The sequence below is a fragment of the Lysinibacillus sphaericus genome (assembly GCF_001629735.1).
In the GTDB taxonomy this organism is placed as follows: domain Bacteria; phylum Bacillota; class Bacilli; order Bacillales_A; family Planococcaceae; genus Lysinibacillus; species Lysinibacillus pinottii.
This window is the reverse complement of sequence record NZ_CP015224.1, coordinates 3,862,061-3,888,765: the sequence shown is the minus strand read 5'-3', so window position 1 is coordinate 3,888,765 and position 26,705 is coordinate 3,862,061. Positions and strand designations below refer to the sequence as shown.

Sequence of the window (26,705 nt, the reverse complement as noted above, 5' to 3'; positions counted from 1 at the left end):
AGTTTATGTTTCCTGTATTGCTTCTATGAATAGCCAATAGAACTATTTTATTAACACCCTGCGAATTCTAGCTTCTTTAAATAAATAAAAATGAATGCTTTCCGCCGCTTTTCGTTGAGCAATCGCCCCTAGATCATAGTCGTCCATTAGTTCTTCTATTATCTTTGCTTGTTGTAAATCCTCTTTTGTTTCTTTTATAAGATTTACTAGCCTATCATCGAACTCTTTTTTCAGCTTTCCTTTACTACGGAAGAACATATTAATCCCCCACTCACAACTCACGTCGACCTTCCATTGCCTTCGATAACGTTACCTCATCTGCATATTCTAAGTCCCCGCCTACTGGTAACCCATGCGCTATGCGGGTCGTACGAATACCTGACGGTTTGACAAGGCGAGATATATACATAGCTGTTGCCTCGCCTTCAATAGTTGAATTCGTAGCTAGAATAAGCTCTTGGACACTTTCATCGTGCAACCGGACTAACAGGGAAGCTACATTGATATCCTCTGGGCCAATGCCATCCATTGGTGATATCGCACCCTGTAGTACATGGTACATACCATTATAGTCACGCATTTTTTCCATCGCAATTACATCTTTTGTGTCTTGAACAACACAAATAATAGAATGATCTCGTTGTTTATCTGTACATATGTGACACGGGTCTACATCTGTAATATTGCCACACACGGAACAATAGCTTAAATTCCGTTTAGCATCAATTAATGCTTTAGAAAAAGATAAGACATCTTCTTCCTTCATTGATAACACAAAAAACGCCAGACGAGCCGCAGTTTTCGGCCCGATACCTGGCAATTTCATAAAACTATCGATCAATTTTGATATTGGTTCTGGGTAGTACATATGGATACCTCCTAGAATGGAAGGTTTAAGCCTTGAGTGAATTTACCCATCGTTGAGTTCGTTTTTTCTTCTACTTTTTTTAATGCCTCATTAGTAGCAATAACGATTAAGTCTTGTAGCATTTCAATATCCTCTGGATCTACTACAGATTCATCAAGATTTACTGACACCACTTCACGTTGACCAGACACAGTTACCTTTACCATGCCGCCACCCGCAACACCTTCAAACTGCTCTGCATTTAGTGCCTCTTGAGCCTCCATCATTTCTTTTTGCATTTTTTGCATTTTTTTCATCATACCTTGCATATTTCCCATTCCACGCATAAATGTTTTCCTCCTAAAAATTTAATCTTCCATAATTTCAACAAAGTCTTTACCAAAGAGCTTTTCTGCCTCTGTCACAAGTGGATCCTGTGAAGCAAGTGGCTGAGCATCATCGATAAATGGCTCATCCGATATTTCTGCCGGTGGTGGTTCTAATAATTCCTCACCATTCTCTGATGCAGCTGATATTTTTTTATGCTGCATACTATGATCACGGATAAACTCTTCACGCATTTTTAACCAAGATTCTTCTGGTATGCAAAGCATTTCGTACATTATACCAGTTTGTCCTGCAATTAATTGGGTGAAGTGAGCCTTTAAAGACTGATTATCTGCAACCATCTGACAATGAATATCATACTTGAATTTTAACACAAAAGCACTTGAAGATGCCGCAACTGGTTCGGCTTCAGCTAAAAGTGCAGACTGCGATTTTTGCAGTTGATTTAGTGCTTGTGCCCAAATTGATTTTATACGTTGGACATCTTGCTTTGTAGCGTCTTTTAGTACCTCTTGGATACGACCTGTTGGAGCCTTATAGCCGTTTGGATTTTTAGCACGTGGTCTTTGCTCTTTTGGCGCTTGCGATGCTTGCGCAGGAGCTCCTGATTGTAATTGTAGAGATAATTGTTGAACCATTTGCTCAAGTGCTACAATTTTTTGAGCGAGATCAGGGCTAATCACCGTATCACTCGTTGGACTTATTGCTTGATTAGTGCTCCCTCCCGAAAACTGTACCATTTTAAGTAATGCCGTTTCTAAATAAATTTTTGTATGGTGAGAGAAGCGCATTTCTTGCTGAGTTTTCGCAAGTATATCAATATAGCCATAAAGCATATCCGGTGCAAATTCATGGGCCAAGGATAATACACGTTCCTCAGGAGACACGAGCTCTAATAATTCTGCTAAATCTTCACTTGTTTGAAGTAATAATAAATCACGGAAAAATGTAATTAAGTCTTCTGAAAGACGAAGTGGGTCTTTACCATCAGTAATTAGTTGTTCTAAAAGGGCAAGCATTTGTGCAACATCTTTCGCTTTGAGTGCATTGGCTAGATCATAAAAAACTTCCTGGCTTATTGAACCTGTAACTAACAATGTATCCTCAAGCTTTAGCTTCTCTCCACTGAAAGATACTACTTGGTCCAATAAACTCAAAGCATCACGCATTCCTCCTGCAGCAGATTGCGCAATTACCTTTAAGCCTTGCTCTTCATATGGCAGCTCAATATCTTCTAATACAACTTTCATACGTTCAATAATATCATTGGTAGAAAGTCGTTTAAAATCAAAGCGCTGACAACGGGAAATAATTGTAGCAGGCAATTTATGAGGCTCAGTTGTTGCTAAAATAAAAACTGCATGGGGAGGCGGCTCTTCTAAAGTTTTCAAAAGAGCGTTAAAAGCGCTTGTAGAAAGCATATGCACTTCATCAATAATGTACACCTTGTATCTACTGCTTGCAGGAGCAAAACGAACTTTTTCTATAATATCTCTAATCTCTTCCACACGTGAATTTGAAGCTGCGTCAAATTCAATGACATCAGGATGCGAGCCGTCCGTAATACTTAAACATGTAGCACATTCGTTACAAGGCTCTTCCGAAGGCGCATGTTCACAATTTAAAGCTTTTGCAAAAATTTTAGCTGTACTTGTTTTCCCTGTACCACGTGGTCCAGAAAAAAGGTATGCATGCGTTGTTTTATTCGCTAGGAGAGCATTTTGTAGCGTTCTTTTGACATGCGCTTGACCAGACATCTCTCGAAAAGACTGCGGCCGATACACACGGTAAAATGCTTGATACGTCACTGTTTTCCTTCTCTCCTTCTCCATTAAATAGAATAGTCTTATTATAGCATTTGCTGCCTTATATATAAAATGAAGTTACTAAATAAAAATAAAAATAAAAAAAGCATCCGCCTTATAGTAGACGGATGCTTTGAGTTGGCAATTTAATGCCGTGCACCTTTCCTTGACAGCCGCACATAAGCGTTACTCCTGTCGTTAGCTCAGATTAGGCAACCCCGCGGCACATGGATATGACCACTTAATGCTGCTTCCTTCCGGACCTGACATGGTTCATGGGTATCCATTGCGCAGGACCCAATCGTCAACACTACGTGCAGAAGGCAGACCAAACAATACGGACAGCCTCGAAAAAGGAATTCAGTCTCGCTAGAGCGGATTGCGAGTTACAGGACACCGCTACCTTCCCACCTAGCACGGCAATAACTAGTATACTGACTGTTTGTATAAATTGCAACTTAATGCACAAATTATTTATTACCCATGTATTTTAGCATTACTAAATTTTTTAAAAAATTGTTGACTTGAGTTTTAAGTTATGATAAATTTATTTTTGTCGAAAGACAGCAAAGCAATATAACATGGAGGTATACCCAAGTCTGGCTGAAGGGATCGGTCTTGAAAACCGACAGGCGGGTAACACCGCGCGGGGGTTCGAATCCCTCTACCTCCTCCAGTTTTTAATTTCCGACTACGAATGTAGCCGTTTTTTTTTGCCAAAATTGTATGTATTACTTGTTAAATACCACTTCCGCCTCGGTTGTGGTATTTTTTTATTATATCGCTTATGGGAGGTTGTCAAATTGCCACCGAAAAAGAATATAGCTCGCACTTCCCTCACTTGGGTGATTTTAATTGCTATCATGACCGCAATAGGCAGTGAGATTAAAATTATGCCGTTTGCCAATACGACTTTTCGCTTTGGTTTAGGTACCATAATCTTTTTCTTATGCACATTAATTAAACCTACACCTATTATTTTAGCTGGGTTCGCGACAAGTATAGTGACCATCTTTTTTCGTGTTTTCAATTCATATTTACATGATATATCCGTATTAGAGAGCATTTTTAACCATTTACCAGCGGGATTATTTTATGTATTGTTTGCTATATGCCTACGAATTTTAGATGTCCAAACATATAGGGAAAAACCACTAAAGCTTGGTTTACTCGTTGCTTTTAGTGAGGTCATTAGTAACTTAGCAGAACAAATTTTCCGTTTTTTTGTACAAACCTATACATTTCTATTTCTTCATGACCTTTTGATTTTGTTAGCGGTGGCCTTATTACGAAGCTTTTTTGTAGTTGGTATTTATAGCTCTATATTGATTGCCGAACAAAAAAAACGTGTTCAAGAGATGCTTAATATTGGATCTGATCTCTATGTTGAGACCCTGTATTTAAAAAAATCCATGAATCATATTGAAACCATAACAGCTAGCGGATTTGAATTATATCGACAATTAAAAGCTCAAGGATATCGAGCGGAAAGCTTACAAGCTCTTCATATTGCCCAGGAAATCCATGAAGTGAAAAAGGATTCACAACGAATATATGCAGGCATTTCAAAGATTGTTGGTGAAAGGAGCTTTGGTCCTTTTGTATTATCTGAATTATTGCATTATATAGAAGATGGCAATAGTAAATACGCTGAATTGCTTGGGAAAAATATCGAATTCCAAACAAGTATAGACTTCGATTTTCAAACAAGGGAACATATTGCATTGCTCGCTCTTTTAAATAATTTAACTGCTAATGCGGTGGAGGCTATCGAAGAGCAAGGTATCATTTCTATTGCTATTCAACGACAAGAGGATAATACTGTAATAACAATATGTGATACTGGAAAGGGAATTTCACAGAAGGATTTTTCTATTATTTTTGAACCTGGATTTACCACCAAATATAATATAGATGGTGTCGCAGCAACTGGCATTGGCCTTTCGCATGTTGCTGAACTAATAGAAAAATTAAAGGGCTCCATAACCGTTGAATCAAACAATCAATACACAACGTTTAAAATCATAATTCCTACGCAAACTATTCAAACGGGAGAGACTTAAATGAGGTATTTTATTGTAGACGACGATCGTGCAAGTCGTGTCATGTTAAAACAAATTATTGAAGATAGTGGGTTAGGTACAGTGATTGGCGAAGCTCGCAATGGTGAGGATGCCATACCCCAAATTTTAATGACCCAGCCGGAGTTTGTGCTAATCGATTTGCTGATGCCAAAGCTTGATGGTATAGCAACAGTCGAGCATCTTATTCAAAATCGTTTTGAGGGCCAATTTATCATGATTTCTCAGGTCGTGAATAAAGAAATGGTTGGTGAGGCTTATGAACAAGGAATAGAATTCTTCATTCATAAACCAATTAACCGCATTGAGGTAGAAAACGTTTTAAAAAAAACTACCGAACAATTTCGGCTAAAAAATTCACTGTTAGTTATTCGTCAATCGCTTACAAATATTGAATTAAGTGAACAAAAAGCAAATAAAGCAACTTCACGTGATCATATTCAGTCCATATTAAATGATATGGGGATTGTAGGTGAAATTGGGAGCGAGGATATTATAGCTATTATCGAAACTTTACTTGCTCATCAGCATAAGATTGCACCCCTTCCTCCATTAAAGGAGCTCTACGAGGAAATCGCAGCTGTAACAAAGGCTACACCTGATGAAATTTTGAAGGAAAGTAAAGCCATAGAGCAGCGTGTGCGCAGAACAATATTAGCTGCCATGATTAATCTGGCAAATTTAGGCGTTGTCGATTACACCAACTCTGAGTTTGAATATTATGCCCCTCGCTATTTTGATTTTAAAGAAATTCGTCAACTCATGACTCAAATTGAAGACCATGATAATCGTAAAGCAAAGGTAAATATTAAGAAGTTTATTCAAGTGCTATATTCAGACATTTTAACAAAAGTAAATTAATTTTCTCGGATTTTGTCGGATTCCATAAGTCCTCCGTATTATTAAAGTAAGGCGTGTCCTAAAAATTTAATATCAGGGGGTACAAAGGGTTTGAAGAAGAAATTTAAAATCAGTCTAGCCGCTCAAATTTTAATCGGCTTGATTTTAGGGATCATTGTTGGTGGTATTTTTTATGGAAACCCCAAGATTGAGACATATTTACAACCATTAGGGGATATCTTTTTACATCTTATTAAGATGATTGTTGTTCCCATTATTATTTCGACATTAATCGTTGGTGTTGCTGGTACTGGAGACATGAAGCAGCTTGGACGATTAGGCGGGAAATCCATTATTTACTTTGAAATTATAACGACAGTAGCAATCTTAGTTGGATTACTTTCGGCGAATATTTTCCAACCAGGTGCTGGAATAAACATGAGTGAATTATCTCAAGGGGATATTTCGAAATATGTAACAACAACTGAAGAAGTACAGCATGAGGGACCATTCGATATTATTGTAGGTATTGTCCCAACAAATATTATTCAGTCTATGGCTGAGGGTAATATGCTTGCGATTATCTTCTTCTCAGTTATTTTTGGTTTAGGGGTTGCAGCAGTTGGTGAACGAGGAAAGCCAGTCTTAGACTTCTTCCAAGGGGTTGCAGATGCTATGTTCTGGGTAACTAACCTCGTAATGAAGTTTGCGCCAATCGGGGTATTTGGTTTAATTGGTGTAACCGTTTCCAAATATGGGTTTGCTTCACTGGTTCCACTTGCCAAATTGGCCATCCTTGTTTATGCAACCATGTTATTCTTCATCTTTGTTGTTCTTGGCCTTGTGGCAAAATTTGCAGGAATCAGCATCTTCTATTTAATTAAAGTGTTAAAGGATGAGTTGATCTTAGCATTCTCAACCGCAAGTTCTGAAGCTGTATTACCGCGTATTATGTTAAAAATGGAGAAATTAGGGGCTCCTAAGGATATTGTATCCTTTGTTATACCTACCGGTTACTCCTTTAACTTAGACGGATCAACGCTATATCAAGCGATTGCAGCATTATTTATTGCGCAAATGTACGGTATTCACCTTAGCATTGGTGAACAAATTACGTTAATGCTTGTATTGATGGTTACTTCGAAAGGGATTGCAGGTGTTCCAGGGGTATCCTTCGTCGTACTGCTAGCCACTTTAGGTACTGTTGGCATTCCATTAGAAGGACTAGCATTTATTGCTGGTATTGACCGTATCCTTGACATGGGACGTACAGTTGTTAACGTAATTGGTAACTCATTAGCGTCATTAGTGATGGCGAAATGGGAAGGCCGTTTCGATCGCGAAAAAATGAAGAATTACTTTAATGAAAATGAAAATTTAGCATAAAATAAAAAACTCTCACGATGTTGGATGGCATCGTGAGAGTTTTATTTAATTTCCAAGCACTTTATCTAAGTACGCAAGAATGGATTCTTTGCCGTTTGCATGTGCTTCTTGTGCACGCTTTTCATCTTTTAACATCTTTTCTTCCGCAGCTTCGATTACTTTTTCAGCATCTTGCTGTGGTACAACAATGACACCATCGACATCTCCAATAATATAGTCGCCTGGGTGAACCGTCACTCCTCCAATGGCAATGGGCACATTTACTTTGCCACCCCCATTTTTATTACCAGCAGCTACTGTTGTACCTAAAGAGAATACAGGGAAATCTAACTCACGTATAGCAGCAATATCACGAATTACGCCGTCAACTACAAAACCTTGTACTCCAACACCCTTTGCTAAGGACACCACAAAATCTCCTGCTACCGCTCGATTGGTGTTTCCCTTTGCATCTATAACTAAAATATCTCCTTCATTGGCCGCTCTAATAGCCTCCAACACTGCACCATTTTCTCCATCTGGTAAACGTACGGTTACCGCACGTCCAGCAATTTTAAAATGATCGGCTAGCGGTTTAATAGTACTACACAAATTCGTATGCCCACCTGTCGCATCTGAAATAGCTGTTGTTGGCACATGCTGAAAACTTACTTCCACTTTTGTCATCCATAACACCCCTATTATGATTAATGAAAGTCTTACACAAATATTGTAATGAAACCATTTATACTATTTCAATATATCTACTAAAATATTGAACTTAAATAATTTCAATAAATTGCTTGGACTGCTCGTCTAATGCTTCTGCTGCAGTTGCGATTTCACTAAAATCTTTAGTCGTAATAGTAATTTGTTCGTGTGTCTTTTCTACTTTTTCAGCTATTTTTGTAATACTGTCTGTCACTTGACTAATTTCCCGCTCTATCCCCTCTATATTATCCTTCACTTCTGAAATGGATTGCTCTACTCTAACGGAAAGCTTTCTCACCTCTTTTGCCACTACGTCAAAACCTCGACCATATTCTCCAGCTCTTGCGGCTTCGATCGCTGCATTCAAAGCTAGTAAATTGGTTTGGGCAGCAATCTCTTGAATGGTTTTCACAATACCTTTAATGGAATCAGCTTGATTCTGTAGCTGTGTAAGATTGCTGACATTTTCTTTTGATTCCTGTGAAACCTCTTGAATGGTGCTCAGTAATTCTTGACTATTTTGAATACCGGTTTCTGAGCGTTGATGAAGTCCATTAGACATTTCCTTCAATTGATCGGCTACATTAGTTATTTCATTTTGACGTTCAGTAATATTCGTAGCAATTTTTGAAACACCAATTACTTTATTTGAGTGATTGGCGAAAACGGGCATATACGTAGCCTCCAGCCAAACCCTATGTCCATTCGCATCAATTCTTTCAATTTTATCCTGATAACTATTCCCTGCTACTAAATTGCGCCAAAACTGTTCGTATGCTGGACTATGAACGAAATTCGGTAAACAAAAATCTTTATGATTCTTTCCAAGCAATTCTTGTACGGTATAGCCTAATGTTTTAGCAAACAGCTCATTTACATAGGCAACTCTTCGATCCATATCAAAACGAATAATTGCTATATTGCGCTCAATAGCTTGCACTACTAAATCATCAGTCACTTGAGTATCTGCACCTTGCATAATTCACCTCATCCATTTCTATTTTTTACCGTTTATTTAATATTATAAAAAACACGGGGAATATTCACCCATGTTTTTTTAGTAACCGTAATATATCATCTGCTGTATTTGCTATACGGAAGAAGGATTTCTGTTCAGATCGTATAAATCCTTCCTCTAGCATTATTTTAAAATGCTGTAAGAGTGCGTCATAGAAACCATTTACGTTATATAAAATAACAGGTTTTTCATGAAGGCCAATTTGTGCCCAAGTAAAAACTTCGAAATATTCGTCCAAAGTCCCTGCGCCTCCTGGAAGAGCAATAAATGCATCAGCCAGCTCCGCCATTTTAGCTTTTCGAATATGCATGGACTCTACAAAATGAATTTCTGTTAATGAAGCATGAGCCAGTTCTCGCTTCTGTAAATGAGTTGGCATAACACCAATCACCTCTCCACCCGCTGCTAAAACAGCATCCGCAACCTTTCCCATTAATCCTGTTTTGGAACCACCGTAAACAACACCATGTCCGTGCTTAGCTAATACAGCACCTAGCTCTGCCGCTTTCTCCCCATATACTGGACTTCTCCCTATGCCAGATCCGCAATACACTGCAATTCTTATAGTAATCCCTCCTATTCAAAAAACGTGAAACAATCAGTCATGTATTGTTTCACGTTCTTTGGTCGTTTCTTTCTCTTCTATTTTCTTAAATGGCTTGTTTGTTTTAGCATATGACCGATACGGCTCACAATTGATTCAATTGCATCAGGATTTTTTAATAAATCATAATCATTAATATCTAAACGTAGAACTGGACAGGAATTAAAATTATTAATCCAGTTTTCATAACGTTCATGCATTTCTATCCAATAATCATTTGGCGTTTGTTGCTCCATTGCGCGCCCACGTTCTTGTATTCGCCCAATAACAGCATCAATCGGTCCTTCAAGATAAACAAGTAAATCGGGATGTGGGAAATACGGTGTCATTACCATAGCATCAAACAAATTCGTGTACGTTTCATAATCTGTTGGGCTCATTGTTCCCTTATCATAATGCATTTTTGCGAAAATCCCAGTATCTTCATAAATAGAGCGGTCTTGTATAAACCCTCCACCATACTCAAAAATACGTTTCTGTTCCTTAAAACGCTCTGCTAAAAAATAAACTTGTAAATGGAAGCTCCACTTTTCAAAATCCTCATAAAATTTATCAAGATATGGATTGGTATCTACTTTTTCGAAGGATGTACGGAAATTCAGTGCTTCTGCTAAAGCTTTTGTCATCGTGGACTTTCCTACGCCTACAGTACCGGCAATCGTGATGACGGTTTGTGGAGGAATATCGTATTTCTCTCTTAAATTCATTATTGCAAACTCCTTTTTTGTAACGTATCCTTAATTATTTTCAAAACATAATTTAAATCGTCTGGATTTTTCACAAAATCGAGCTGATCTCCATTAAATCGAATAACTGGTATTTCAGGATGCATTTTCTCAAAATGTTCGATAAAAGAATGATAATCGATAACGAGCTGCTCCATGTAATCGCGTGATATCATTTTTTCAAAGTCTCGTCCACGCATGGCAATTCGTTTCATCAATGTTTCAACGCTTGCATGTAAATAAACAACTACATTAGGTACAGGCATATCTTTTGTTAATATTTTATAAATTTCCTCATACTTTTCGTATTCGGTAGATGCCAGTGTACGCTTCGCAAATATTAAATTCTTAAAAATATGATAGTCTGCTACAACTGGCTTGGCATGAGCTAATCGGAATTTTTTAATGTCCGTTAATTGCTTATAGCGATTACATAGGAAGAACATTTCCGTTTGGAAACTCCACTCCTCAATATTTTCATAAAACTTATTTAAAAAAGGGTTTTCGTCTACAATTTCTTTTAATAGATGGTAATTAAATGTCGCTGCTATCTCTTTCGATAAAGAGGTTTTACCAACACCAATCGGACCTTCTACCGTAACAAATGGAACCGTCACCAGAAGCTCCTCCTTTTGTTCTATGGATTCGATCATTGTGTCCTACATAAATGAATCAGTACCTTTCATTTTATCATAGTGATAAAATGAAAAACAGAATCAACCTATGAAAATTAAGTATGAGATTTTTCCCCGTATAGTTTGAAAAAAGACATTGAGGATATGTATCCCAATGTCTTTTCATCTTCACAATTTCACTCGCTGTAAACGTAGAGCATTTAATACAACTGATACAGAACTGAAAGCCATTGCTGCCCCTGCCACCCACGGAGCAAGTAGACCAATTGCAGCAATCGGAATACCTAAAGTATTGTAAGCAAATGCCCAAAACAGATTTTGTTTAATATTACGCATTGTTTTTCTACTCATAAGAATAGCGTCCGCAATACTATTTAAATCACCACGGATTAACGTAATATCTGCCGCTTCCATCGCCACATCTGTCCCTGTACCAATGGCCATACCAATATTCGCTGTCGCTAGCGCAGGTGCATCATTAATTCCATCTCCCACCATCGCTACATTTTTACCTTGAGCTTGAAGCTTTTTCACCTCATCTGCTTTTCCTTCTGGTAAGACTTCAGCAATAACTTGGTTAACACCTACCTCTGTTCCTATTGCCTGGGCTGTACGTTCATTATCTCCCGTCATCATAATGACTGTAATACCCATATCCTGTAAACGATGAATAGCCTCTTTAGATGTATCTTTTACTGTATCAGCAACAGCAACTACCCCCGCATATTGGCCATTTATTGCAGCCAACATTGCTGTTTTGCCATTGCGCTCTAATTCCTCCATTTTAGGTAAAATATTATCTAGCTGGATGCCATACTGTTGCATTAATTTTCGTGTACCAATGATAACACCTTGACCTGAGACCGTTGCCTGCACACCGTAACCGGGAATTGCCTCAAAAAATTGAACATCCCCTAAAGCAATACCACGTTCTTCTATACCATGAACAATCGCCTCTGCAAGTGGATGCTCCGACTGTTTCTCAGCTGCACCGATTAATGATAAAAAGTGTGTCTCCTCTTGGTCTGGGGCTAAAAGAACATCCGTTAGCACTGGCTTACCATGTGTCACTGTCCCTGTCTTATCTACAACTACGGTATCAATACTTTGTGTTTGTTCTAAATGTTCGCCACCTTTGAATAAAATGCCAAATTCAGCGGCGCGACCCGAACCGGCCATTATAGAGGTCGGTGTGGCTAAACCAAGTGCACATGGACAAGCAATCACCAGTACTGCAATTAAGACCTCTAAAGCAGGGGTAAATTCTCCAGGACGTACCCAAATAATCCAAACTATGAATGTCACAATCGCAATGCCAACAACAATTGGTACAAAAACACCTGAGATTTGGTCTGCTAAACGTTGAATCGGTGCTTTTGATCCTTGAGCATCTTCTACTACCTTAATAATTTGTGCGAGGGCAGTATCACGGCCAACCTTTGTGGCTGTCATTTTTATAAAACCATTTTTATTAATGGTTGATCCAAATAATTGATCGCCCTGCTTTTTATCAACTGGTAAACTTTCTCCTGTCAACATGGATTCATCAACAGCCGTTGTTCCTTCTAAAACTTCTCCGTCAACGGGAATCTTCTCACCTGGTTTAACTAGGATGACATCACCAATCATCACTTCTTCTAAAGGTACTTCCCTCTCCATACCGTCTCGTACAACAATGGCTGTTTTGGCTTGTAGACCCATTAGTTTTTTTATAGCTTCAGATGAACGTCCTTTCGCTTTTGCCTCAAATAATTTCCCTAATAAAATTAATGTAATTAAAACAGCACTTGTTTCAAAATAGAGGTGTGGGCCATGATGTGTTCCTATCGTCACAATTGCTTGATAAACACTATAGAAATAAGCTGCTGATGTCCCCATCACAACCAGTACATCCATATTTGCACTGCCATTTCGCAATGCTTTATATGCCCCTACATAAAACTGCTTACCAATAATAAACTGTACGGGTGTAGCCAATACCATTTGAACCCATGGATTCATAAGGAATTCTGGCACATATAAAAACGATGTAAAGGAAAAATGGCCGACCATCGTCCAAAGCAGTGGTAAGGATAGAATGGCCGATAAAATAAATTTTTGTTGCTGCTGTTTAATAACCTTTTCTCGATGATCCTCTGTTTCCTGCTCATCTGCTTTTTGATGAGCGCCGTAACCTAACTTCTCAACCTTTGCAATAATATCTGCAATGTTCACCTCTGATGGGTTAAACTCAATCATTGCTTTTTCAAGAGCTAAGTTGACATTGGCAGATGATACGCCGCTCATTTTATTTAATCTTTTTTCTATTCGAGTGGCACAGGCCGCACATGTCATCCCTGTAATATCAAGTTCAGTTTTTTGTTTAACTACTCCATAGCCAAGCGCCTCTATCTTTTTTTCAAAATCTGCTTCACTTAGCTTTGCTGGATCGTACTTAATAGATGATTTTTCAAGCGCTAAATTAACCGTTGCTTGTTCTACTCCATCCATTTTATTTAATCCTTTTTCTATTCGAGTGGCACAGGCCGCACATGTCATCCCTGTAATTTGCAAATTAGCTTCCTTATGATCAGAACTCATTTACCTTTCACCTCTCCTTATACCGACAGGGGGTATACATTTTTGAAAATAAGAGAGTGCCATCACAGCACTCTACAATTTTTATTTTACTTCATAGCCTTGATCATCAATTGTCTCTTTAATTTGATCAAGTGATACTTGTGCATCATCAAATGCAACATCAACTAAACCTTCTGCTAAATTTACTTTTACTTGTTCAACACCAGTTAAAGCACCAACATTTTTTTCAACTGCGTTTACACAATGACCACATGACATTCCTTGCACATTTAATGTTACATTTTGCATAATAAATCTCTCCCTTTTTATTTTTTATAAACATCTATTTTTTCATTAACTTTTGAATCGTTACTACTAATTCATCTAAAACTGCATCATCGCCCTCCGATAGACGATCCACAACACAACCCTTTAAATGTCCTTCTAGTAAAATTTTCGCTACACTATTCAAAGCAGACTGTGTAGCAGAAAGTTGCGTAATAACATCATCACAATAAACGTCTTTTTCGATCATTCCCTTAATGCCCCGGATTTGACCTTCTATACGGTTTAAACGAGTTGTTAAATCCTTTTTCACACGCTCAGGGTGATGGCTTTTTCGACAAGACGTAGCTCCCTCTGTATGACAAGCATCCTCTTTTACTATGTCCTCCATTCACTACACCTCCTATTTCATTTTCATCATACTATACCCACGAAGGGTATGCAAGTCGTAAAATTTTCTTTATTCATGATGATGCTCATGAACATTTTTCAATTGACATAAAATCGAGCTTTCATGTGGATGGGAAGCCGTTTCTAATTGAATGGTTACATGTTTAATACCCTTATGCTCAAGATTATGTTCAATTTTTCGTAGAATATGCTCACCATCTACAATTTTTAAGTACTTATTTACAACTGCATGACAGGACAAAGCATTGGTTCCACTAGTAATTGTCCAGATGTGTAGATCGTGGATGCTTTCTACTCCATCAGTTTGTTCAATTAATTGAATTATCTCCTGAACATCCACATTAGAGGGTGTTCCTTCCATTAATACATGAATAGCGGATTTTGTAACATAGTAGCCACTTCTTATTACTAATAAGGCAACAATAACACTCGCTAGAGGATCAGCCCATCCCCAACCAAAAAACATAATTAGTAAGGCTGCCACAATAGCTCCTACAGATCCTAGCATATCACTCAGTACATGTAAAAAAGCTCCACGCATATTTAAATTGTCCTTTGTATCACTTCCACGCATCATAATCCATGCTACTAAAATGTTAACCAAAAGACCGATTGTACTTATAATAAGCATTCCTGTAGTAGCCACTTCAGGGGGATTTGCAAATCGTTCGATCGCTTCATAGAAAATAAATAATGCTATCCCAATCAATGTAACGCCATTTAATACTGCCGCTAAAATTTCAAATCGTTTATAACCATATGTTTTACTATAGCTTGCTGCCTTTTCTCCAAAAACAAACGCGAGCAAAGCTATAGCTAATGAAATGGAGTCACTTAACATATGACCTGCATCCGATAAAAGAGCCAAACTATTTGTTAAAAAACCACCAATTGCTTCCACAACCATATAACTAGTAATAATAATAAATGATACGATTAACACTTTTTTATTAGCGCCATGTGTATGATCATGGCCATGATCATGGTTATGTCCCATTATTAATCCCTCCGTTCTTTAATTATGTGCAGCATGCTCAATTGCTTGCTTCAATAAGTTCATAATGTGATCGTCATCTTTTGAGTAAAATAAAGTTGTACCTTCTCTTCTAAATTTCACTAATCGTAAATTTTTTAGAAACCGTAATTGATGAGAAACTGTCGATTGTCCTAAATCTAAAATTTCAGCAATGTCATTGACAGAATGCTCATCTGCACAAAGTAAATTTAAAATTCGAATTCTCGTCGGGTCACTTAATGCCTTAAAAGTTTGAGACACAACAAATAATGTCTCATCGTCTAAATGCTGACTATTTTCCATTTTCGTTATTTTTATTTCTTCATCCATATTAGTTTACCCCCATTTATTTATATTTATATATGAGCATGTGTTCATATATAAATATAAATGGTTATTTTAGGAATGTCAATCAATAATTATGCCTTGTCGTATTGCTTCTGAAATCTGCAAGAATTTAAAAGTAGCAATTACCAATTAAGCAGGATAAACTACTTTTAAGGAGAGATATTTAGTGGATATTTTTGAAACAGATCGTTTATTTATGAAACAAGCATTAGAGGAAGCAAAAAAAGCAGCTATACTTGGGGAAGTACCTATAGGGGCTGTCCTTGTTTATGATGGGGAAATTATTGCAAGAGCTCATAACCTACGAGAAACAACACAAAATGCAACAACACATGCTGAATTAATGGTTATTCAAGAGGCTTGTCAAAAAATCGGCAGTTGGCGTCTCGAAAAAACAACACTTTACGTTACGCTTGAGCCTTGCCCCATGTGTGCAGGTGCAATCCTCCAATCCCGTGTACCACGTGTCGTTTATGGAGCAAGGGATATAAAAGCAGGCTGTGTAGATTCACTCTATCGTATATTAAATGATGCACGCTTTAACCATGAGTGCGAAGTTTCTGAAGGAATTTTAGCAGATGAATGTGGACAAATCCTAACCGATTTTTTCCGAGCTTTACGTGAACGAAAGAAGGCAGAGAAAAAGACACGACAAGCAGCAATGACTGAAAAGAATTAGCTAAAAAAAGAAGGTGCTCCTATTGAGGCACCTTCTTTTTTATATTTAAGGCGATGGCGATATATAGGAAATGTGTCGTAGCAACCACAGCACATATATTGAACTTAATATGAAGCTTGAATTGTGGATTGTTCAAAAACGTATTCAACTTCAATATATCAAGTGAATGGCTATACATGTATAAGCTGGTCATCTGGTGTTAAGCCGATTTACAATAGTTATTTAAATCTGCTTAATCATAAATTGCACATCCTTTAGCATCTGAAATTAAGACATTGTCAAATTCATTTAAAGCCTCAGCAAATTGCTGTAAATCCATGAATTTCTCCCCCTGTCCCTATAAATATTACCCCTAATAACGAATTTTCGAAAATTACGAGAAATATCATTTTTGAAATGAAAAAAGGCTATTTTAGCTTAACCTTTATACGGTAATCTAAAATAGCCTTGATGTTTATTTTGGGGCAATTACTTCTTTTCCACCCATATATGGTCTTAAAACTTCAGGAATTACTACGCTTCCATCTGCTTGTTGATAGTTTTCAAGAATAGCGGCAACTGTACGACCAATCGCAAGACCTGAACCGTTTAATGTGTGAACATATTCTGGTTTTGCATTTGGCTCACGACGGAAGCGAATATTTGCGCGTCGTGCTTGGAAGTCCTCAAAGTTTGAACAAGAAGAAATTTCTCGGTACATGTTTTGTGCTGGAATCCAAACTTCTAAATCATATTTCTTCGCAGCAGTGAAGCCTAAATCGGCTGTACACATTTTTAATTTACGATATGGTAAGCCAAGTAATTGCAGCACTTTTTCAGCATGACCCGTTAATAGCTCTAACTGCTCATATGACTCCTCAGGTTTAACAAAGCGAACTAATTCCACTTTGTTAAATTGGTGCTGGCGGATTAAACCACGTGTATCACGACCTGCAGAGCCCGCTTCTGAACGGAAACATGCACTGTATGCAGCAAAACCTTGTGGTAAAGCTTCAGCAGTTAAAATTTCATCACGGTAGAAATTGGTCACGGGTACTTCAGCTGTTGGAATCATGAAATAATCTGTTTCCGCTAATTTAAATACGTCTTCCTCAAATTTAGGTAGCTGTCCAGTACCCGTTAAGCTTTCACGATTTACAATCACAGGTGGTAGCATTTCCTCATAGCCATGCTCTTCAGCATGTAAATCCATCATAAAGGTCATTAACGCACGTTCTAAGCGAGCCCCTAGGCCGCGGTAGAATAAGAATCGGCTACCAGTTACTTTTGCGCCACGTTCAAAGTCCACAATTTTTAGATCCGTAGCTAGGTCCCAGTGTGCTTTAATCTCAAAATCAAATGCTGGAATTTCACCCCATGTATATTCCTCAACATTGTCATCTTCTGTCGTACCCACTGGTACAGATTCATGAGGAACATTCGGCAGGCGCATCATCATATCTTTAAAGCGATCTTCCACATCATTTAATTGAATATCAAGCTCTTTAATTTCATCGCCCACTTGACGCATACGCGCAATCACTTCATCTGCGTTTTCTTTGTTGCGCTTCATAACAGAAATTTGCTCAGATACTTTATTTCGTTCTGCCTTCAGTTCTTCCGTTTTAGCAATTAGTTCACGACGCTTTGCATCTAAATTTTCAAAGTCATCTAAATTCCCTAAATCTTCATTACGTGTTAATAGCATTTCTTTAATTTCGGCGAAATTATCACGCACGCGTTTAATATCTAACATCGAACATACCTCCAGTAGTTTCTTAATGATGGGAAATTGTTGCATCTTGTTTCTATATCTTGATTCAGCGGTCATTTAAACACCAGAATAGAAAGGCGATATTTGGCTAAATCAAGATAAACACAAAAAAGCCCCCATCCCATAAAGGGACGAGAGCTACCCGCGTTGCCACCCTAATTGATTAGACACTATATCTAATCCACTTATTTTATAACGGCATTCCAGCCGGCAGCAGCCTACTTCAATGACTTCGACTGTGCAACTCCAGGACGGATTCACAAGTGCTTTTATCAGCTTTCACCAACCGCTGACTCTCTAAAAAAAAACGTGCTTGCTACTACTTCCCATCATCGTGTTCAGTTAATTAAATTTTAACCATACTGTACTATATGAAAACAAATTTTGCAAGTCATACCATAGATGCTACAAAATATTCAAGAATACGTGTGTCTGAAGTTAATTCGGGATGAAAGGAACAACCTAGTAAATGTCTATCCTGGGCTAAAATAATCTTACCTTCATGCTCTGCGAGAATTTCAACATCTTTTCCGACTTTCACTATATGAGGTGCCCGAATAAAAACTGCTGGAATCGCCTCTCCTATTTTAGGAATATCCAGCATTACTTCAAAGCTGTCAACCTGGCGTCCATATGAATTTCTTGCAACTGTCACATCCATAACTGCTAAATGTGGTTCATCATTTACTAAAGTAGTAGCCATTAAAATTAATCCTGCACATGTCCCAAACATGGGTAAACCACGTTGTGCTATTTCTCGTATAGGCTCTAGTAGTTCAAAACGATCCAACAGCTTTCTCATTGTAGTACTCTCTCCACCAGGTAATACAAGTCCATCTAGTTTTACTAAATCCTGCTTATGTTTTACTTCAACAGCTTCACAGCCAAGGCTTTCTAGCATTTGAACATGCTCTCGTACCGCCCCTTGTAACGCTAAAACACCAATTCGTTTCATCTTACCAGCCTCGCTCTTGCATGCGCTCATTTAGCCCGAGCTGTGCAATATCAATACCTTTCATTGGTACACCTAGTTCCTTTGATATTTCAGCAATAAGCTTATAATCTTTGTAATGTGTCGTCGCTTCTACAATCGCATGTGCAAATTTTTCAGGATTATCAGATTTAAAGATACCTGAACCGACAAACACACCATCAGCCCCAAGCTCCATCATTAATGCCGCATCAGCCGGCGTAGCTACACCTCCTGCGGCAAAATTAACCACTGGTAAACGACCAAGGCGTTTGATCTCTCTTAATAATTCAAAAGGTGCTCCTAGTAATTTTGCCTCTGTCATTAATTCATCCTCTGTCATACCTACTACTTTTCGGACTTGGGCATTCACTTTACGAATATGTCGAACTGCCTCCACAATATTCCCTGTTCCTGGTTCACCTTTTGTTCGTAACATAGCTGCTCCTTCCCCAATGCGACGGGCTGCTTCCCCAAGATCACGACAGCCACACACAAATGGTACGGTATAATTACTTTTTAATAAGTGATATTCTTCATCTGCTGGTGTAAGTACTTCACTTTCATCAATATAATCAACCCCCATCGCTTCTAAAACACGGGCTTCTACAATATGACCAATACGAGCTTTTGCCATAACAGGAATGGAAACTGCTCCTAGTACTTCCTCTACAATACGAGGATCTGCCATACGAGCAACACCTCCTGCTTTGCGAATATCTGAAGGTACTCTTTCTAATGCCATTACCGCTACTGCTCCTGCCGCCTCTGCAATTTTTGCTTGCTCAGCATTGATCACGTCCATAATGACGCCGCCCTTTTGCATCTCAGCCATACCACGCTTCACCAAATTTGTACCTGTCTGTTTCATTGTCTAACCTCCATCTTTATGATGAAATTTAGTATAATAGAAATTGACCATATAAAAATATCCAGTTTTCAAAATAACTATAAGGTCAGGAGGTTTTTATCATATGGATATGCTTTTATTTCAGCTTGAAAGAAATGGCGATAAACCGCTATATGATCAGCTTTATAATGGTATTAAAGAAGCTATTATTTCCAAGAAAATAGCAGTGGGAGAAAAATTACCATCAAAAAGAAAATTAGCCGATTTTTTGAATATCTCTCAAACAACGATTGAAATTGCCTATGCACAGCTTCTTGCAGAAGGCTATATTATGTCCAAATCTCGTGTTGGTTATTTTGTAGAAGAAATCGATGAACTACCCTACATCCAGCAGGACATCGTAATTCCTTTCAATGAGCACGTTAAGAAAAAGTCATACAAAATAGATTTTAATCCTGGTTCTATTGATATCGATGCTTTCCCATTTCAGATCTGGAGAAAATATGCAAAGGAGCTGTTTGATGAAGCCTCAAAAAATTTATTATTAACAGGGGAACCTCAAGGGGAGCTTTCTTTACGAACTGAAATTGCAAATTATTTATATCAATCACGTGGAGTTATCTGTAATCCAGAGCAAATTGTCGTTGGCTCTGGTACTGAGCAGCTTCTGCCTATGATTTTACGTCTTTTTAGGGATGATACATGCTTTGCTCTGGAAAACCCAGGCTATCCAGCTGTGCATCGTATGTTCTCTCAGCATAAACGGAAAGTATATCCTATTGCCGTCGATGAAGAAGGTATCGTCATTCACGAGCTAGAGCGAACACAAGCTAATGTTGTCTATATTACACCATCACATCAATTTCCTACTGGCGCCGTATTATCCGCTACTAGGCGTGCACAGGCTTTAAACTGGGCAGCACAAAGCTCATCTCGTTATATCATTGAAGATGATTATGATTCAGAGTTTCGTTATACTGGAAAACCAATTCCTGCTCTACATGCTCTAGATAGAAACGATAAAGTCATTTATATGAGCACTTTTACAAAATCGTTAATGCCATCTTTGCGTGTAGCCTATTTTGTACTTCCACCTCAATTACTTGCTACGTATAATGATGTTTTTAATTACTATTCATCAACCGTACCTCGCTTCGATCAGCATATCGTAGCAAATTTTATGCATGATGGTCATTTTGCAAAACATCTTAATCGAATGCGTAAAGTTTATCGTAAAAAACATGATCAGCTTACTTCTATTTTAGAAAAATATTCATCATCCATTAAAATTACAGGTGAGCAAGCAGGGATGCATATATTATTAGATGTTAAACACGAATTACCAGAAAAACAATTACAACAACTTGCCTTCTACGCAGGAATAGGGATTTATCCGTTGTCTGATTATCGACTAGATCATGGTGAATCTTCGCAAGCACAATTTTTACTTGGCTTTGGCGGTATACCTGTCCATGTAATTGAACAGTCGATAGAACAATTAATGGATTGTTGGGGGATACAAAAAAATAACCCATCTACTACAACCAAGTAGTAGATGGGTGACTCCCATTAAGATTCAATTAGTTGAATATGATAATGCTCAAACCAACTATGAATTTGCCCTAGATATGCTAAAAGTTGAGGTCCTGCCATTAATTGTCCATACCATGGAATTTTGAAAGAGCTCCCCCCCGATTCAATTAATTCTGTAAGTTTTTTGTACTCAAATAATTCATGTAAGATTGAGTTTTTATCTTTAAGAATTTCCCTTAGCCATGTTTGCACACCTGCTGTATAAACTGGATGATACGTTTTAGGATAGGGATTTTTTTTACGGTATAATACTTCATCAGGCAATAAATGTGCCATCGACTTTCGAAGTAAGCCCTTTTCTATGCCATCTAAATTCTTCATTTCCCAAGGAATATTCCATGCATATTCCACAAGGCGATGATCTGCAAAAGGAACTCGTACCTCTAAACTCGCTCCCATACTCATACGATCTTTCCGCTCTAGCAATGTCTGCATAAACCATTGCATATTTAAATAAAACATTTCACGGTGTTTTACTTCTGCAGGACTTTCACCATCTAGTAACGGGACTTCTGTAATTGTTTGTGTATATAGCTGCTGTGCGTAGGATTCAATTTTTAATTTTTTATCCCACTTCTCCTGAAGTATTGCATTTCTTTCAGCCAATGACCGAATCCAAGGAAAGCCCGTAGTTTTTTCCTTAAACCATGGATATCCACCAAAAATTTCATCTGCACATTCGCCAGATAGTGCTACAGTAAAGTCTCTTTTAATTTCTCGACAAAACCAGAGTAACGAAGAATCTACATCCGCCATACCTGGTGAATCTCTAACTATAACCGATTCTACTAGTAAATCAATCAGCTGTTGCTGAGTTATTTCTTCTGCATGATGTGTCGTCTTAAAAGCCTCGGTCATCTTTTGAATCCAATACGTATCTGTTGACGTTTGAAATGCATGTGGATTAAAAAAACGTTCATTATCCTCATAATCAATTGAATACGTATGCAACTGATTGTTTTGTTGGCGGAATCTATCAGCAGCAATTCCTGTAATAATACTAGAATCAAGTCCTCCTGATAGAAATGTACAGATTGGTACATCCGAAATAAGCTGTCGTTCAATAGCATCTGTTAACAGCCAACGAACCTGTTCAATCGTCTCTTCCAATGTTTCTTCATGCTTGCGGCTTTGTAGCTGCCAATACTGCCATTTTCTTAATCCCTCTCTAGAGAAGCGCATTGCAAATCCTGGTCGTAACTCCTCAATATTTTGAAAAAGAGTCTTACCTGGTGCTCTAGAGGGGCCTACAGCCATCATACTTGCCAATCCCTCCGTATTGATGGCAGCTTGAACCATTGGATGTGCCAGCAAAGCCTTTACTTCAGATGCAAAAAGAATCCCCCCCTGTTGCTCTGTAAAATAAAGGGGCTTCACACCCAATCTATCTCTGCATAAAAAAAGAGATTGCTCCTGTTCATCCCAAATGCCAAATGCAAAAATACCATTTAGAAAGTCTACGCATTGCTCTTTCCATTCAATATAGGCGGTCAATAACACTTCTGTATCTGAATGTGTTGTGAAAGTATGACCTCTCTTCTCCAGCTCTTTACGCAGCTCCTCAGTATTATAAAGTTCGCCATTATATGTAATGACATAGTTTATCCCATCATGTAGTTTTTTCATAGGCTGCTTGCCACCTATTAAATCGATAACCGCTAACCGTCGATGGCCAAATGCAATATGCTCACTACACCAAATATTTTCATCATCTGGCCCTCTCCTGTTTAATGTCCGTGTCATTGCTTGTAAAACTTTTTCACTTGCTTTTAAATTCTTTTGAAAGCTAGCCCACCCTGTAATGCCACACATTTAGCCACATCCTTTCGCCTATTAGCGTATGCTGTATGGGTCAAAAATGTGAAAAAGCACATGAATGTTTCTTAACATTCATGTGCCCTTTAATTAATGATTAGAATAGTCCACCAACGAAGTCAGAAATTCCACTCCATAAATTGCCGAAGAAGTTCCCAATACCTTGGAAGAACAATGAGATACCGCTAGCACGCTCTACAGAGCCCGTAGTAACAATATCGGATGAAATATCCTTTCCATCGATAAAGCCGTAGTCTGTGCCCTCTGTGCGCTCAATAACGACCTTTCCTACAACAGTATCTTTCTTAACTCCTGCCTCAAGACTCTTTTTATCTAAAACCAATTTAGGTTTATAAAGATCTTTATCAGAAGACTTAATCATAAATGAAATAGGTTCTTTTACAGCAATCTCTACTTTGTCTTCTTTACCCTTTGTCACTTTTACTGTTTTTTGATCTTTAAACGTATAGTTCGCTGGTAAAATTTCTTGTTTTGAGAATTGTGAAAAACCATAGTTAAATAATTTTGCTGTTGCATCAAAACGAGCTTTATATGATCCTTGTCCACTTGCATCAACAGCTTTCATGACAACTGCGATTAATCGAGTACCATTGCGCTCTGCAGTACCTGTAAAGCAATGGCCTGCAAAGTTTGTAGTACCGGTTTTTAATCCATCGACACCTTGATATTCAAAAACTAAACCCGGTAACATAAAGTTCCAGTTAGACATCTCAATGGCGTCCTCTGTACCTTCACGGAATGTCTTCTTAGTAATTTGGGAAGTTTCTAATACCTTTGGGTGATCCTTTAATAGATGATAGGCTAGTTTTGCCACATATTTAGCAGGCATCACGTTCTCATCTTCTGGTCCTGTCCCTGCTGGATGCATCCCAAAAAGATCCGCGTTGTTTAGACCTGTTGCATTAACAAACTTATAACCTTCTAGGCCAAGTTCTTCTGCTTTTTTGTTCATTAATTTCAAAAATTCAGTCTCTGTTCCAGCAATTGTTTCAGCTATAGCAACAGTTGCAGCATTCGCTGAATAAATAGCCATTGCCTCGTACAATTCTCGAATTGTGTAAGAACCATCTCGACGTAAAGGTACATTACTTAATGCACGATTTTGAGACATACGATACGTATAATCGGTTACATGGTATTCTTGATCCCATTTAACTGTCCCTGCATCAATAGCGTCCAATAACAGGTATTCAGTCATCATTTTTGTCATACTTGCAATACCTAGTGAAGTATCCGCATTTTGTTCATATAAAATTTTGCCTGAATCTGCGTCAATTAAAATCGCAGCATCTACTGTTAATCCTAAATCCGTCTCTGCACTTGCCTTTGCAGGAATACCTGCAAAAATACCAATTAATAAAACGGGAATTAGGAGTAAGCGTAGTACGGTGTTCATTTTCTTTTTCACCTTTAAAGCCCTCCAAAAAATAATCTTGTCCTCGACATTTTATCATAGATAACAACATACGTGTTGACTCTCTACCATAAAAAAATGCTCTCGCGCCATCTTTGTAGACGATGCGAAAGCATAAAAGTTGCAAGTAATTTATTACATGGAATAGTTTGGTGACTCTTTTGTAATCTGTACATCATGTGGATGTGATTCACGGAGACCTGCACCTGTCATTTTAACAAATTGAGCATTTTCTCGTAAATACTCAAGGTGTGGTGCTCCACAATAACCCATACCAGCTCGGATACCACCAATCAGTTGATAAATTGTATCGGCTAATGGCCCTTTATAAGGAAGGCGACCTTCAATACCCTCAGGCACTAACTTTTTCGCATCTTCTTGGAAGTATCGATCTTTTGAGCCTTTTTCCATTGCTCCGATAGATCCCATACCACGGTATACTTTGAAACGACGACCTTGGAAGATTTCTGTCTCTCCTGGTGATTCAGAAGTACCTGCAAGAAGTGATCCTAGCATAACAACATTTCCGCCAGCTGCTAAAGCTTTCACAATATCGCCAGAGTACTTAATACCACCATCCGCAATAATTGTTTTACCAAGCTCACGTGCTACTGTAGCACAATCATAAACTGCTGTAATTTGTGGCACACCTACGCCAGCCACAACACGTGTAGTACAAATTGAGCCTGGGCCAATTCCTACTTTAACAACATCTGCTCCAGCTTCGAATAATGCACGTGCACCTTCTGCAGTAGCTACGTTTCCAGCAATGATTTCTAGTTCTGGGTAAGTTTCTCGAATTGAGCGGATTGTTTGCAATACGCCTTCAGAATGTCCGTGTGCTGTATCGATTACTACAATGTCAACTTGTGCTTCTACAAGCTTCTCAATACGTACCATTGTATCCTTCGATACACCAACTGCTGCACCTACAAGTAAGCGACCATGTGTATCTTTAGCAGCATTAGGGAATTCAATAACTTTCTCAATATCTTTGATTGTGATAAGTCCAGTTAAGCGACCCTCTTCATCAACAATCGGAAGTTTTTCGATTTTATATTGTTGAAGAATTTTTTCTGCATCCTCTAGAGTCGTTCCAACAGGAGCCGTAATTAAATCTTCTTTTGTCATAACATCTTCAATTTTTAAAGAGTAATCTGAGATAAAACGTAAATCACGGTTTGTAATGATCCCTACAAGTTTTTGGTTTTCCATACTATCAACAATAGGTACACCAGAGATTCGGTATTTACCCATTAAATGCTCAGCATCGAAAACTTGATGAGTCGGAGTTAAGAAGAATGGGTTTGTAATAACACCATTTTCAGAACGTTTTACTTTTTCTACCTGTTCAGCTTGTTCGTCGATACCCATGTTTTTGTGGATAATGCCGATACCGCCTTGTCGTGCCATAGCAATCGCCATTTTAGACTCTGTAACTGTATCCATACCTGCGCTGATCATAGGAATGTTTAATTTAATCTTTGGTGTTAATTGAACAGATAAATCAACATCTTTCGGTAATACTTCAGAATGAGCTGGTACTAATAATACATCATCAAAAGTTAAACCTTCTTTGGCAAATTTAGTCTCCCACATTTTCGTAACTTCCTCCTATAGTTAAAAGAATATTAATTGTAAGATTAACAACGTGGACTGCTACTGTCAAGAAACTTATAAAAGAAAGACAATTCAGACTTTTAATCATAGCAAATTTTAATTAAAAACCCAAATAAATAGCTATATAAAAACTCCTAACAATCTTAATATAGTTATATGAAACGTGACAATGATATTTAAAATGAAGGATTTTCGTATAAAATTCTGTAATTTATGAAGGATTTTCTTAAAATAATAAAAAAACAGCCAGCACACAGCTGACTGCTTTATTGCCTAGCGACGTCCTACTCTCACAGGGGGAAGCCCCCAACTACCATCGGCGCTAAAGAGCTTAACTTCCGTGTTCGGTATGGGAACGGGTGTGACCTCTTTGCCATCATCACTAGACTATGT

At 38.1% G+C, this 26,705-nt stretch carries 25 protein-coding genes, 1 tRNA gene, 1 rRNA gene, 1 other RNA gene and 1 other annotated feature; of the genes, 6 read left to right on the top strand and 22 right to left on the bottom strand.

Features of this window, described 5'->3' with window-relative positions:
- Positions 1–42: 42 nt before the first annotated feature.
- From A2J09_RS19115 to ffs, 5 genes are all read right to left on the bottom strand, one after another.
- Complete coding sequence (locus tag A2J09_RS19115) at positions 43–258, bottom strand: YaaL family protein (RefSeq protein WP_008179697.1); 216 nt, start codon at positions 256–258, stop codon at positions 43–45.
- Between the two features lie 13 nt (positions 259–271).
- Entirely contained in the window at positions 272–868 is a 597-nt protein-coding gene (gene recR / locus A2J09_RS19110; protein ID WP_031419468.1) for a recombination mediator RecR, read from the bottom strand.
- Between the two features lie 11 nt (positions 869–879).
- Positions 880–1,194: a YbaB/EbfC family nucleoid-associated protein gene (locus A2J09_RS19105; RefSeq protein ID WP_004233957.1), complete on the bottom strand. Its 315-nt coding sequence runs from the start codon at positions 1,192–1,194 to the stop codon at positions 880–882.
- Positions 1,195–1,215: 21 nt separating this feature from the next.
- Complete coding sequence (gene dnaX, locus A2J09_RS19100; protein WP_031419466.1) at positions 1,216–3,003, bottom strand: DNA polymerase III subunit gamma/tau; 1,788 nt, start codon at positions 3,001–3,003, stop codon at positions 1,216–1,218.
- Positions 3,004–3,152: 149 nt separating this feature from the next.
- An RNA gene (gene ffs, locus A2J09_RS19095) (signal recognition particle sRNA large type) lies at positions 3,153–3,420 on the bottom strand.
- A gap of 163 nt (positions 3,421–3,583) precedes the next feature.
- Between ffs and A2J09_RS19090 the strand changes: the two genes are divergently transcribed.
- The 4 genes from A2J09_RS19090 to A2J09_RS19075 all read left to right on the top strand — a co-directional run bounded on the left by A2J09_RS19090 (position 3,584) and on the right by A2J09_RS19075 (position 7,307).
- Positions 3,584–3,676, top strand: a tRNA-Ser gene (locus A2J09_RS19090).
- Between the two features lie 127 nt (positions 3,677–3,803).
- Entirely contained in the window at positions 3,804–5,063 is a 1,260-nt protein-coding gene (locus A2J09_RS19085) for a sensor histidine kinase (RefSeq protein ID WP_063389789.1), read from the top strand.
- Complete coding sequence (locus A2J09_RS19080; RefSeq protein ID WP_012291855.1) at positions 5,064–5,942, top strand: response regulator; 879 nt, start codon at positions 5,064–5,066, stop codon at positions 5,940–5,942.
- Positions 5,943–6,032: 90 nt separating this feature from the next.
- Positions 6,033–7,307 carry a cation:dicarboxylate symporter family transporter gene (locus tag A2J09_RS19075; RefSeq protein WP_012291854.1) on the top strand — a complete coding sequence of 425 codons (1,275 nt, stop codon included), beginning with the start codon at positions 6,033–6,035 and terminating at the stop codon, positions 7,305–7,307.
- Between the two features lie 45 nt (positions 7,308–7,352).
- Here the strand turns inward: A2J09_RS19075 and A2J09_RS19070 are convergent, their stop codons facing one another.
- The 10 genes from A2J09_RS19070 to A2J09_RS19025 form a co-directional block, all read right to left on the bottom strand.
- On the bottom strand, positions 7,353–7,973 hold the full coding sequence (locus A2J09_RS19070; protein WP_031418655.1) for an RraA family protein: 621 nt from the start codon (positions 7,971–7,973) through the stop codon (positions 7,353–7,355).
- Positions 7,974–8,067: 94 nt separating this feature from the next.
- Complete coding sequence (locus A2J09_RS19065) at positions 8,068–8,976, bottom strand: methyl-accepting chemotaxis protein (protein WP_012291852.1); 909 nt, start codon at positions 8,974–8,976, stop codon at positions 8,068–8,070.
- Positions 8,977–9,040: 64 nt separating this feature from the next.
- Complete coding sequence (locus tag A2J09_RS19060; protein WP_012291851.1) at positions 9,041–9,568, bottom strand: LOG family protein; 528 nt, start codon at positions 9,566–9,568, stop codon at positions 9,041–9,043.
- 89 nt (positions 9,569–9,657) lie between these two features.
- Positions 9,658–10,326: a deoxynucleoside kinase gene (locus A2J09_RS19055; RefSeq protein WP_012291850.1), complete on the bottom strand. Its 669-nt coding sequence runs from the start codon at positions 10,324–10,326 to the stop codon at positions 9,658–9,660.
- Positions 10,326–10,961: a deoxynucleoside kinase gene (locus A2J09_RS19050; RefSeq protein ID WP_036160336.1), complete on the bottom strand. Its 636-nt coding sequence runs from the start codon at positions 10,959–10,961 to the stop codon at positions 10,326–10,328. The genes A2J09_RS19055 and A2J09_RS19050 overlap by 1 nt, the downstream gene beginning before the upstream one ends.
- A gap of 186 nt (positions 10,962–11,147) precedes the next feature.
- A complete protein-coding gene (locus A2J09_RS19045; protein ID WP_012291848.1) occupies positions 11,148–13,559 on the bottom strand; it encodes a heavy metal translocating P-type ATPase in 2,412 nt (803 codons plus the stop codon).
- A gap of 81 nt (positions 13,560–13,640) precedes the next feature.
- Positions 13,641–13,847 (bottom strand): copper chaperone CopZ, encoded by a 207-nt coding sequence (copZ, locus tag A2J09_RS19040; RefSeq protein WP_012291847.1) that lies wholly within the window; start codon positions 13,845–13,847, stop codon positions 13,641–13,643.
- Between the two features lie 34 nt (positions 13,848–13,881).
- Positions 13,882–14,214, bottom strand: a complete 333-nt coding sequence (locus tag A2J09_RS19035) for a metal-sensitive transcriptional regulator (protein WP_008179668.1) — start codon at positions 14,212–14,214, stop codon at positions 13,882–13,884.
- Between the two features lie 69 nt (positions 14,215–14,283).
- Entirely contained in the window at positions 14,284–15,231 is a 948-nt protein-coding gene (locus tag A2J09_RS19030) for a cation diffusion facilitator family transporter (protein ID WP_012291846.1), read from the bottom strand.
- An 18-nt stretch (positions 15,232–15,249) separates the two neighbouring features.
- Complete coding sequence (locus A2J09_RS19025; protein WP_012291845.1) at positions 15,250–15,579, bottom strand: ArsR/SmtB family transcription factor; 330 nt, start codon at positions 15,577–15,579, stop codon at positions 15,250–15,252.
- A gap of 184 nt (positions 15,580–15,763) precedes the next feature.
- Between A2J09_RS19025 and tadA the strand changes: the two genes are divergently transcribed.
- Positions 15,764–16,276, top strand: a complete 513-nt coding sequence (gene tadA, locus A2J09_RS19020; protein WP_012291844.1) for a tRNA adenosine(34) deaminase TadA — start codon at positions 15,764–15,766, stop codon at positions 16,274–16,276.
- 454 nt (positions 16,277–16,730) lie between these two features.
- Here tadA and serS read toward each other — a convergent pair whose 3' ends face one another.
- The 3 genes from serS to pdxS form a co-directional block, all read right to left on the bottom strand.
- The gene (gene serS / locus A2J09_RS19015; protein ID WP_012291843.1) at positions 16,731–18,011 is read right to left on the bottom strand and encodes a serine--tRNA ligase; all 1,281 of its coding nucleotides are present in this window, start codon (positions 18,009–18,011) and stop codon (positions 16,731–16,733) included.
- 142 nt (positions 18,012–18,153) lie between these two features.
- Positions 18,154–18,371, bottom strand: a binding site (T-box leader).
- Positions 18,372–18,420: 49 nt separating this feature from the next.
- Positions 18,421–18,984 carry a pyridoxal 5'-phosphate synthase glutaminase subunit PdxT gene (gene pdxT, locus A2J09_RS19010; RefSeq protein WP_012291842.1) on the bottom strand — a complete coding sequence of 188 codons (564 nt, stop codon included), beginning with the start codon at positions 18,982–18,984 and terminating at the stop codon, positions 18,421–18,423.
- Between the two features lies 1 nt (position 18,985).
- Positions 18,986–19,870, bottom strand: coding sequence for a pyridoxal 5'-phosphate synthase lyase subunit PdxS (gene pdxS / locus A2J09_RS19005; RefSeq protein WP_012291841.1), 885 nt, complete (start codon positions 19,868–19,870; stop codon positions 18,986–18,988).
- A 103-nt stretch (positions 19,871–19,973) separates the two neighbouring features.
- Between pdxS and A2J09_RS19000 the strand changes: the two genes are divergently transcribed.
- Positions 19,974–21,401: a MocR-like pyridoxine biosynthesis transcription factor PdxR gene (locus A2J09_RS19000; protein ID WP_012291840.1), complete on the top strand. Its 1,428-nt coding sequence runs from the start codon at positions 19,974–19,976 to the stop codon at positions 21,399–21,401.
- Between the two features lie 17 nt (positions 21,402–21,418).
- On the opposite strand, the gene asnB is transcribed toward A2J09_RS19000, so the two are convergent.
- From asnB to rrf, 4 genes are all read right to left on the bottom strand, one after another.
- Positions 21,419–23,254 (bottom strand): asparagine synthase (glutamine-hydrolyzing), encoded by a 1,836-nt coding sequence (gene asnB, locus A2J09_RS18995; protein WP_012291839.1) that lies wholly within the window; start codon positions 23,252–23,254, stop codon positions 21,419–21,421.
- A 100-nt stretch (positions 23,255–23,354) separates the two neighbouring features.
- A complete protein-coding gene (locus A2J09_RS18990) occupies positions 23,355–24,686 on the bottom strand; it encodes a D-alanyl-D-alanine carboxypeptidase family protein (RefSeq protein ID WP_012291838.1) in 1,332 nt (443 codons plus the stop codon).
- Positions 24,687–24,827: 141 nt separating this feature from the next.
- Entirely contained in the window at positions 24,828–26,291 is a 1,464-nt protein-coding gene (guaB, locus tag A2J09_RS18985) for an IMP dehydrogenase (RefSeq protein WP_012291837.1), read from the bottom strand.
- Positions 26,292–26,583: 292 nt separating this feature from the next.
- Positions 26,584–26,699: ribosomal RNA gene (rrf, locus tag A2J09_RS18980) — 5S ribosomal RNA — on the bottom strand.
- Positions 26,700–26,705 lie beyond the last annotated feature (6 nt).

Excerpts from the sequence above, each read along its gene's own strand:
- A2J09_RS19115 (WP_008179697.1), bottom strand. The coding sequence starts at position 258 with ATGTTCTTCCGTAGTAAAGGAAAGCTGAAAAAAGAGTTCGATGATAGG.
- recR (WP_031419468.1), bottom strand. The coding sequence starts at position 868 with ATGTACTACCCAGAACCAATATCAAAATTGATCGATAGTTTTATGAAA.
- A2J09_RS19105 (WP_004233957.1), bottom strand. The coding sequence starts at position 1,194 with ATGCGTGGAATGGGAAATATGCAAGGTATGATGAAAAAAATGCAAAAA.
- A2J09_RS19080 (WP_012291855.1), top strand. The coding sequence starts at position 5,064 with ATGAGGTATTTTATTGTAGACGACGATCGTGCAAGTCGTGTCATGTTA.
- A2J09_RS19070 (WP_031418655.1), bottom strand. The coding sequence starts at position 7,973 with ATGACAAAAGTGGAAGTAAGTTTTCAGCATGTGCCAACAACAGCTATT.
- A2J09_RS19065 (WP_012291852.1), bottom strand. The coding sequence starts at position 8,976 with ATGCAAGGTGCAGATACTCAAGTGACTGATGATTTAGTAGTGCAAGCT.
- A2J09_RS19055 (WP_012291850.1), bottom strand. The coding sequence starts at position 10,326 with ATGAATTTAAGAGAGAAATACGATATTCCTCCACAAACCGTCATCACG.
- A2J09_RS19045 (WP_012291848.1), bottom strand. The coding sequence starts at position 13,559 with ATGAGTTCTGATCATAAGGAAGCTAATTTGCAAATTACAGGGATGACA.
- copZ (WP_012291847.1), bottom strand. The coding sequence starts at position 13,847 with ATGCAAAATGTAACATTAAATGTGCAAGGAATGTCATGTGGTCATTGT.
- A2J09_RS19035 (WP_008179668.1), bottom strand. The coding sequence starts at position 14,214 with ATGGAGGACATAGTAAAAGAGGATGCTTGTCATACAGAGGGAGCTACG.
- A2J09_RS19030 (WP_012291846.1), bottom strand. The coding sequence starts at position 15,231 with ATGGGACATAACCATGATCATGGCCATGATCATACACATGGCGCTAAT.
- A2J09_RS19025 (WP_012291845.1), bottom strand. The coding sequence starts at position 15,579 with ATGGATGAAGAAATAAAAATAACGAAAATGGAAAATAGTCAGCATTTA.
- serS (WP_012291843.1), bottom strand. The coding sequence starts at position 18,011 with ATGTTAGATATTAAACGCGTGCGTGATAATTTCGCCGAAATTAAAGAA.
- pdxT (WP_012291842.1), bottom strand. The coding sequence starts at position 18,984 with ATGAAACGAATTGGTGTTTTAGCGTTACAAGGGGCGGTACGAGAGCAT.
- pdxS (WP_012291841.1), bottom strand. The coding sequence starts at position 19,870 with ATGAAACAGACAGGTACAAATTTGGTGAAGCGTGGTATGGCTGAGATG.
- A2J09_RS19000 (WP_012291840.1), top strand. The coding sequence starts at position 19,974 with ATGGATATGCTTTTATTTCAGCTTGAAAGAAATGGCGATAAACCGCTA.
- asnB (WP_012291839.1), bottom strand. The coding sequence starts at position 23,254 with ATGTGTGGCATTACAGGGTGGGCTAGCTTTCAAAAGAATTTAAAAGCA.
- guaB (WP_012291837.1), bottom strand. The coding sequence starts at position 26,291 with ATGTGGGAGACTAAATTTGCCAAAGAAGGTTTAACTTTTGATGATGTA.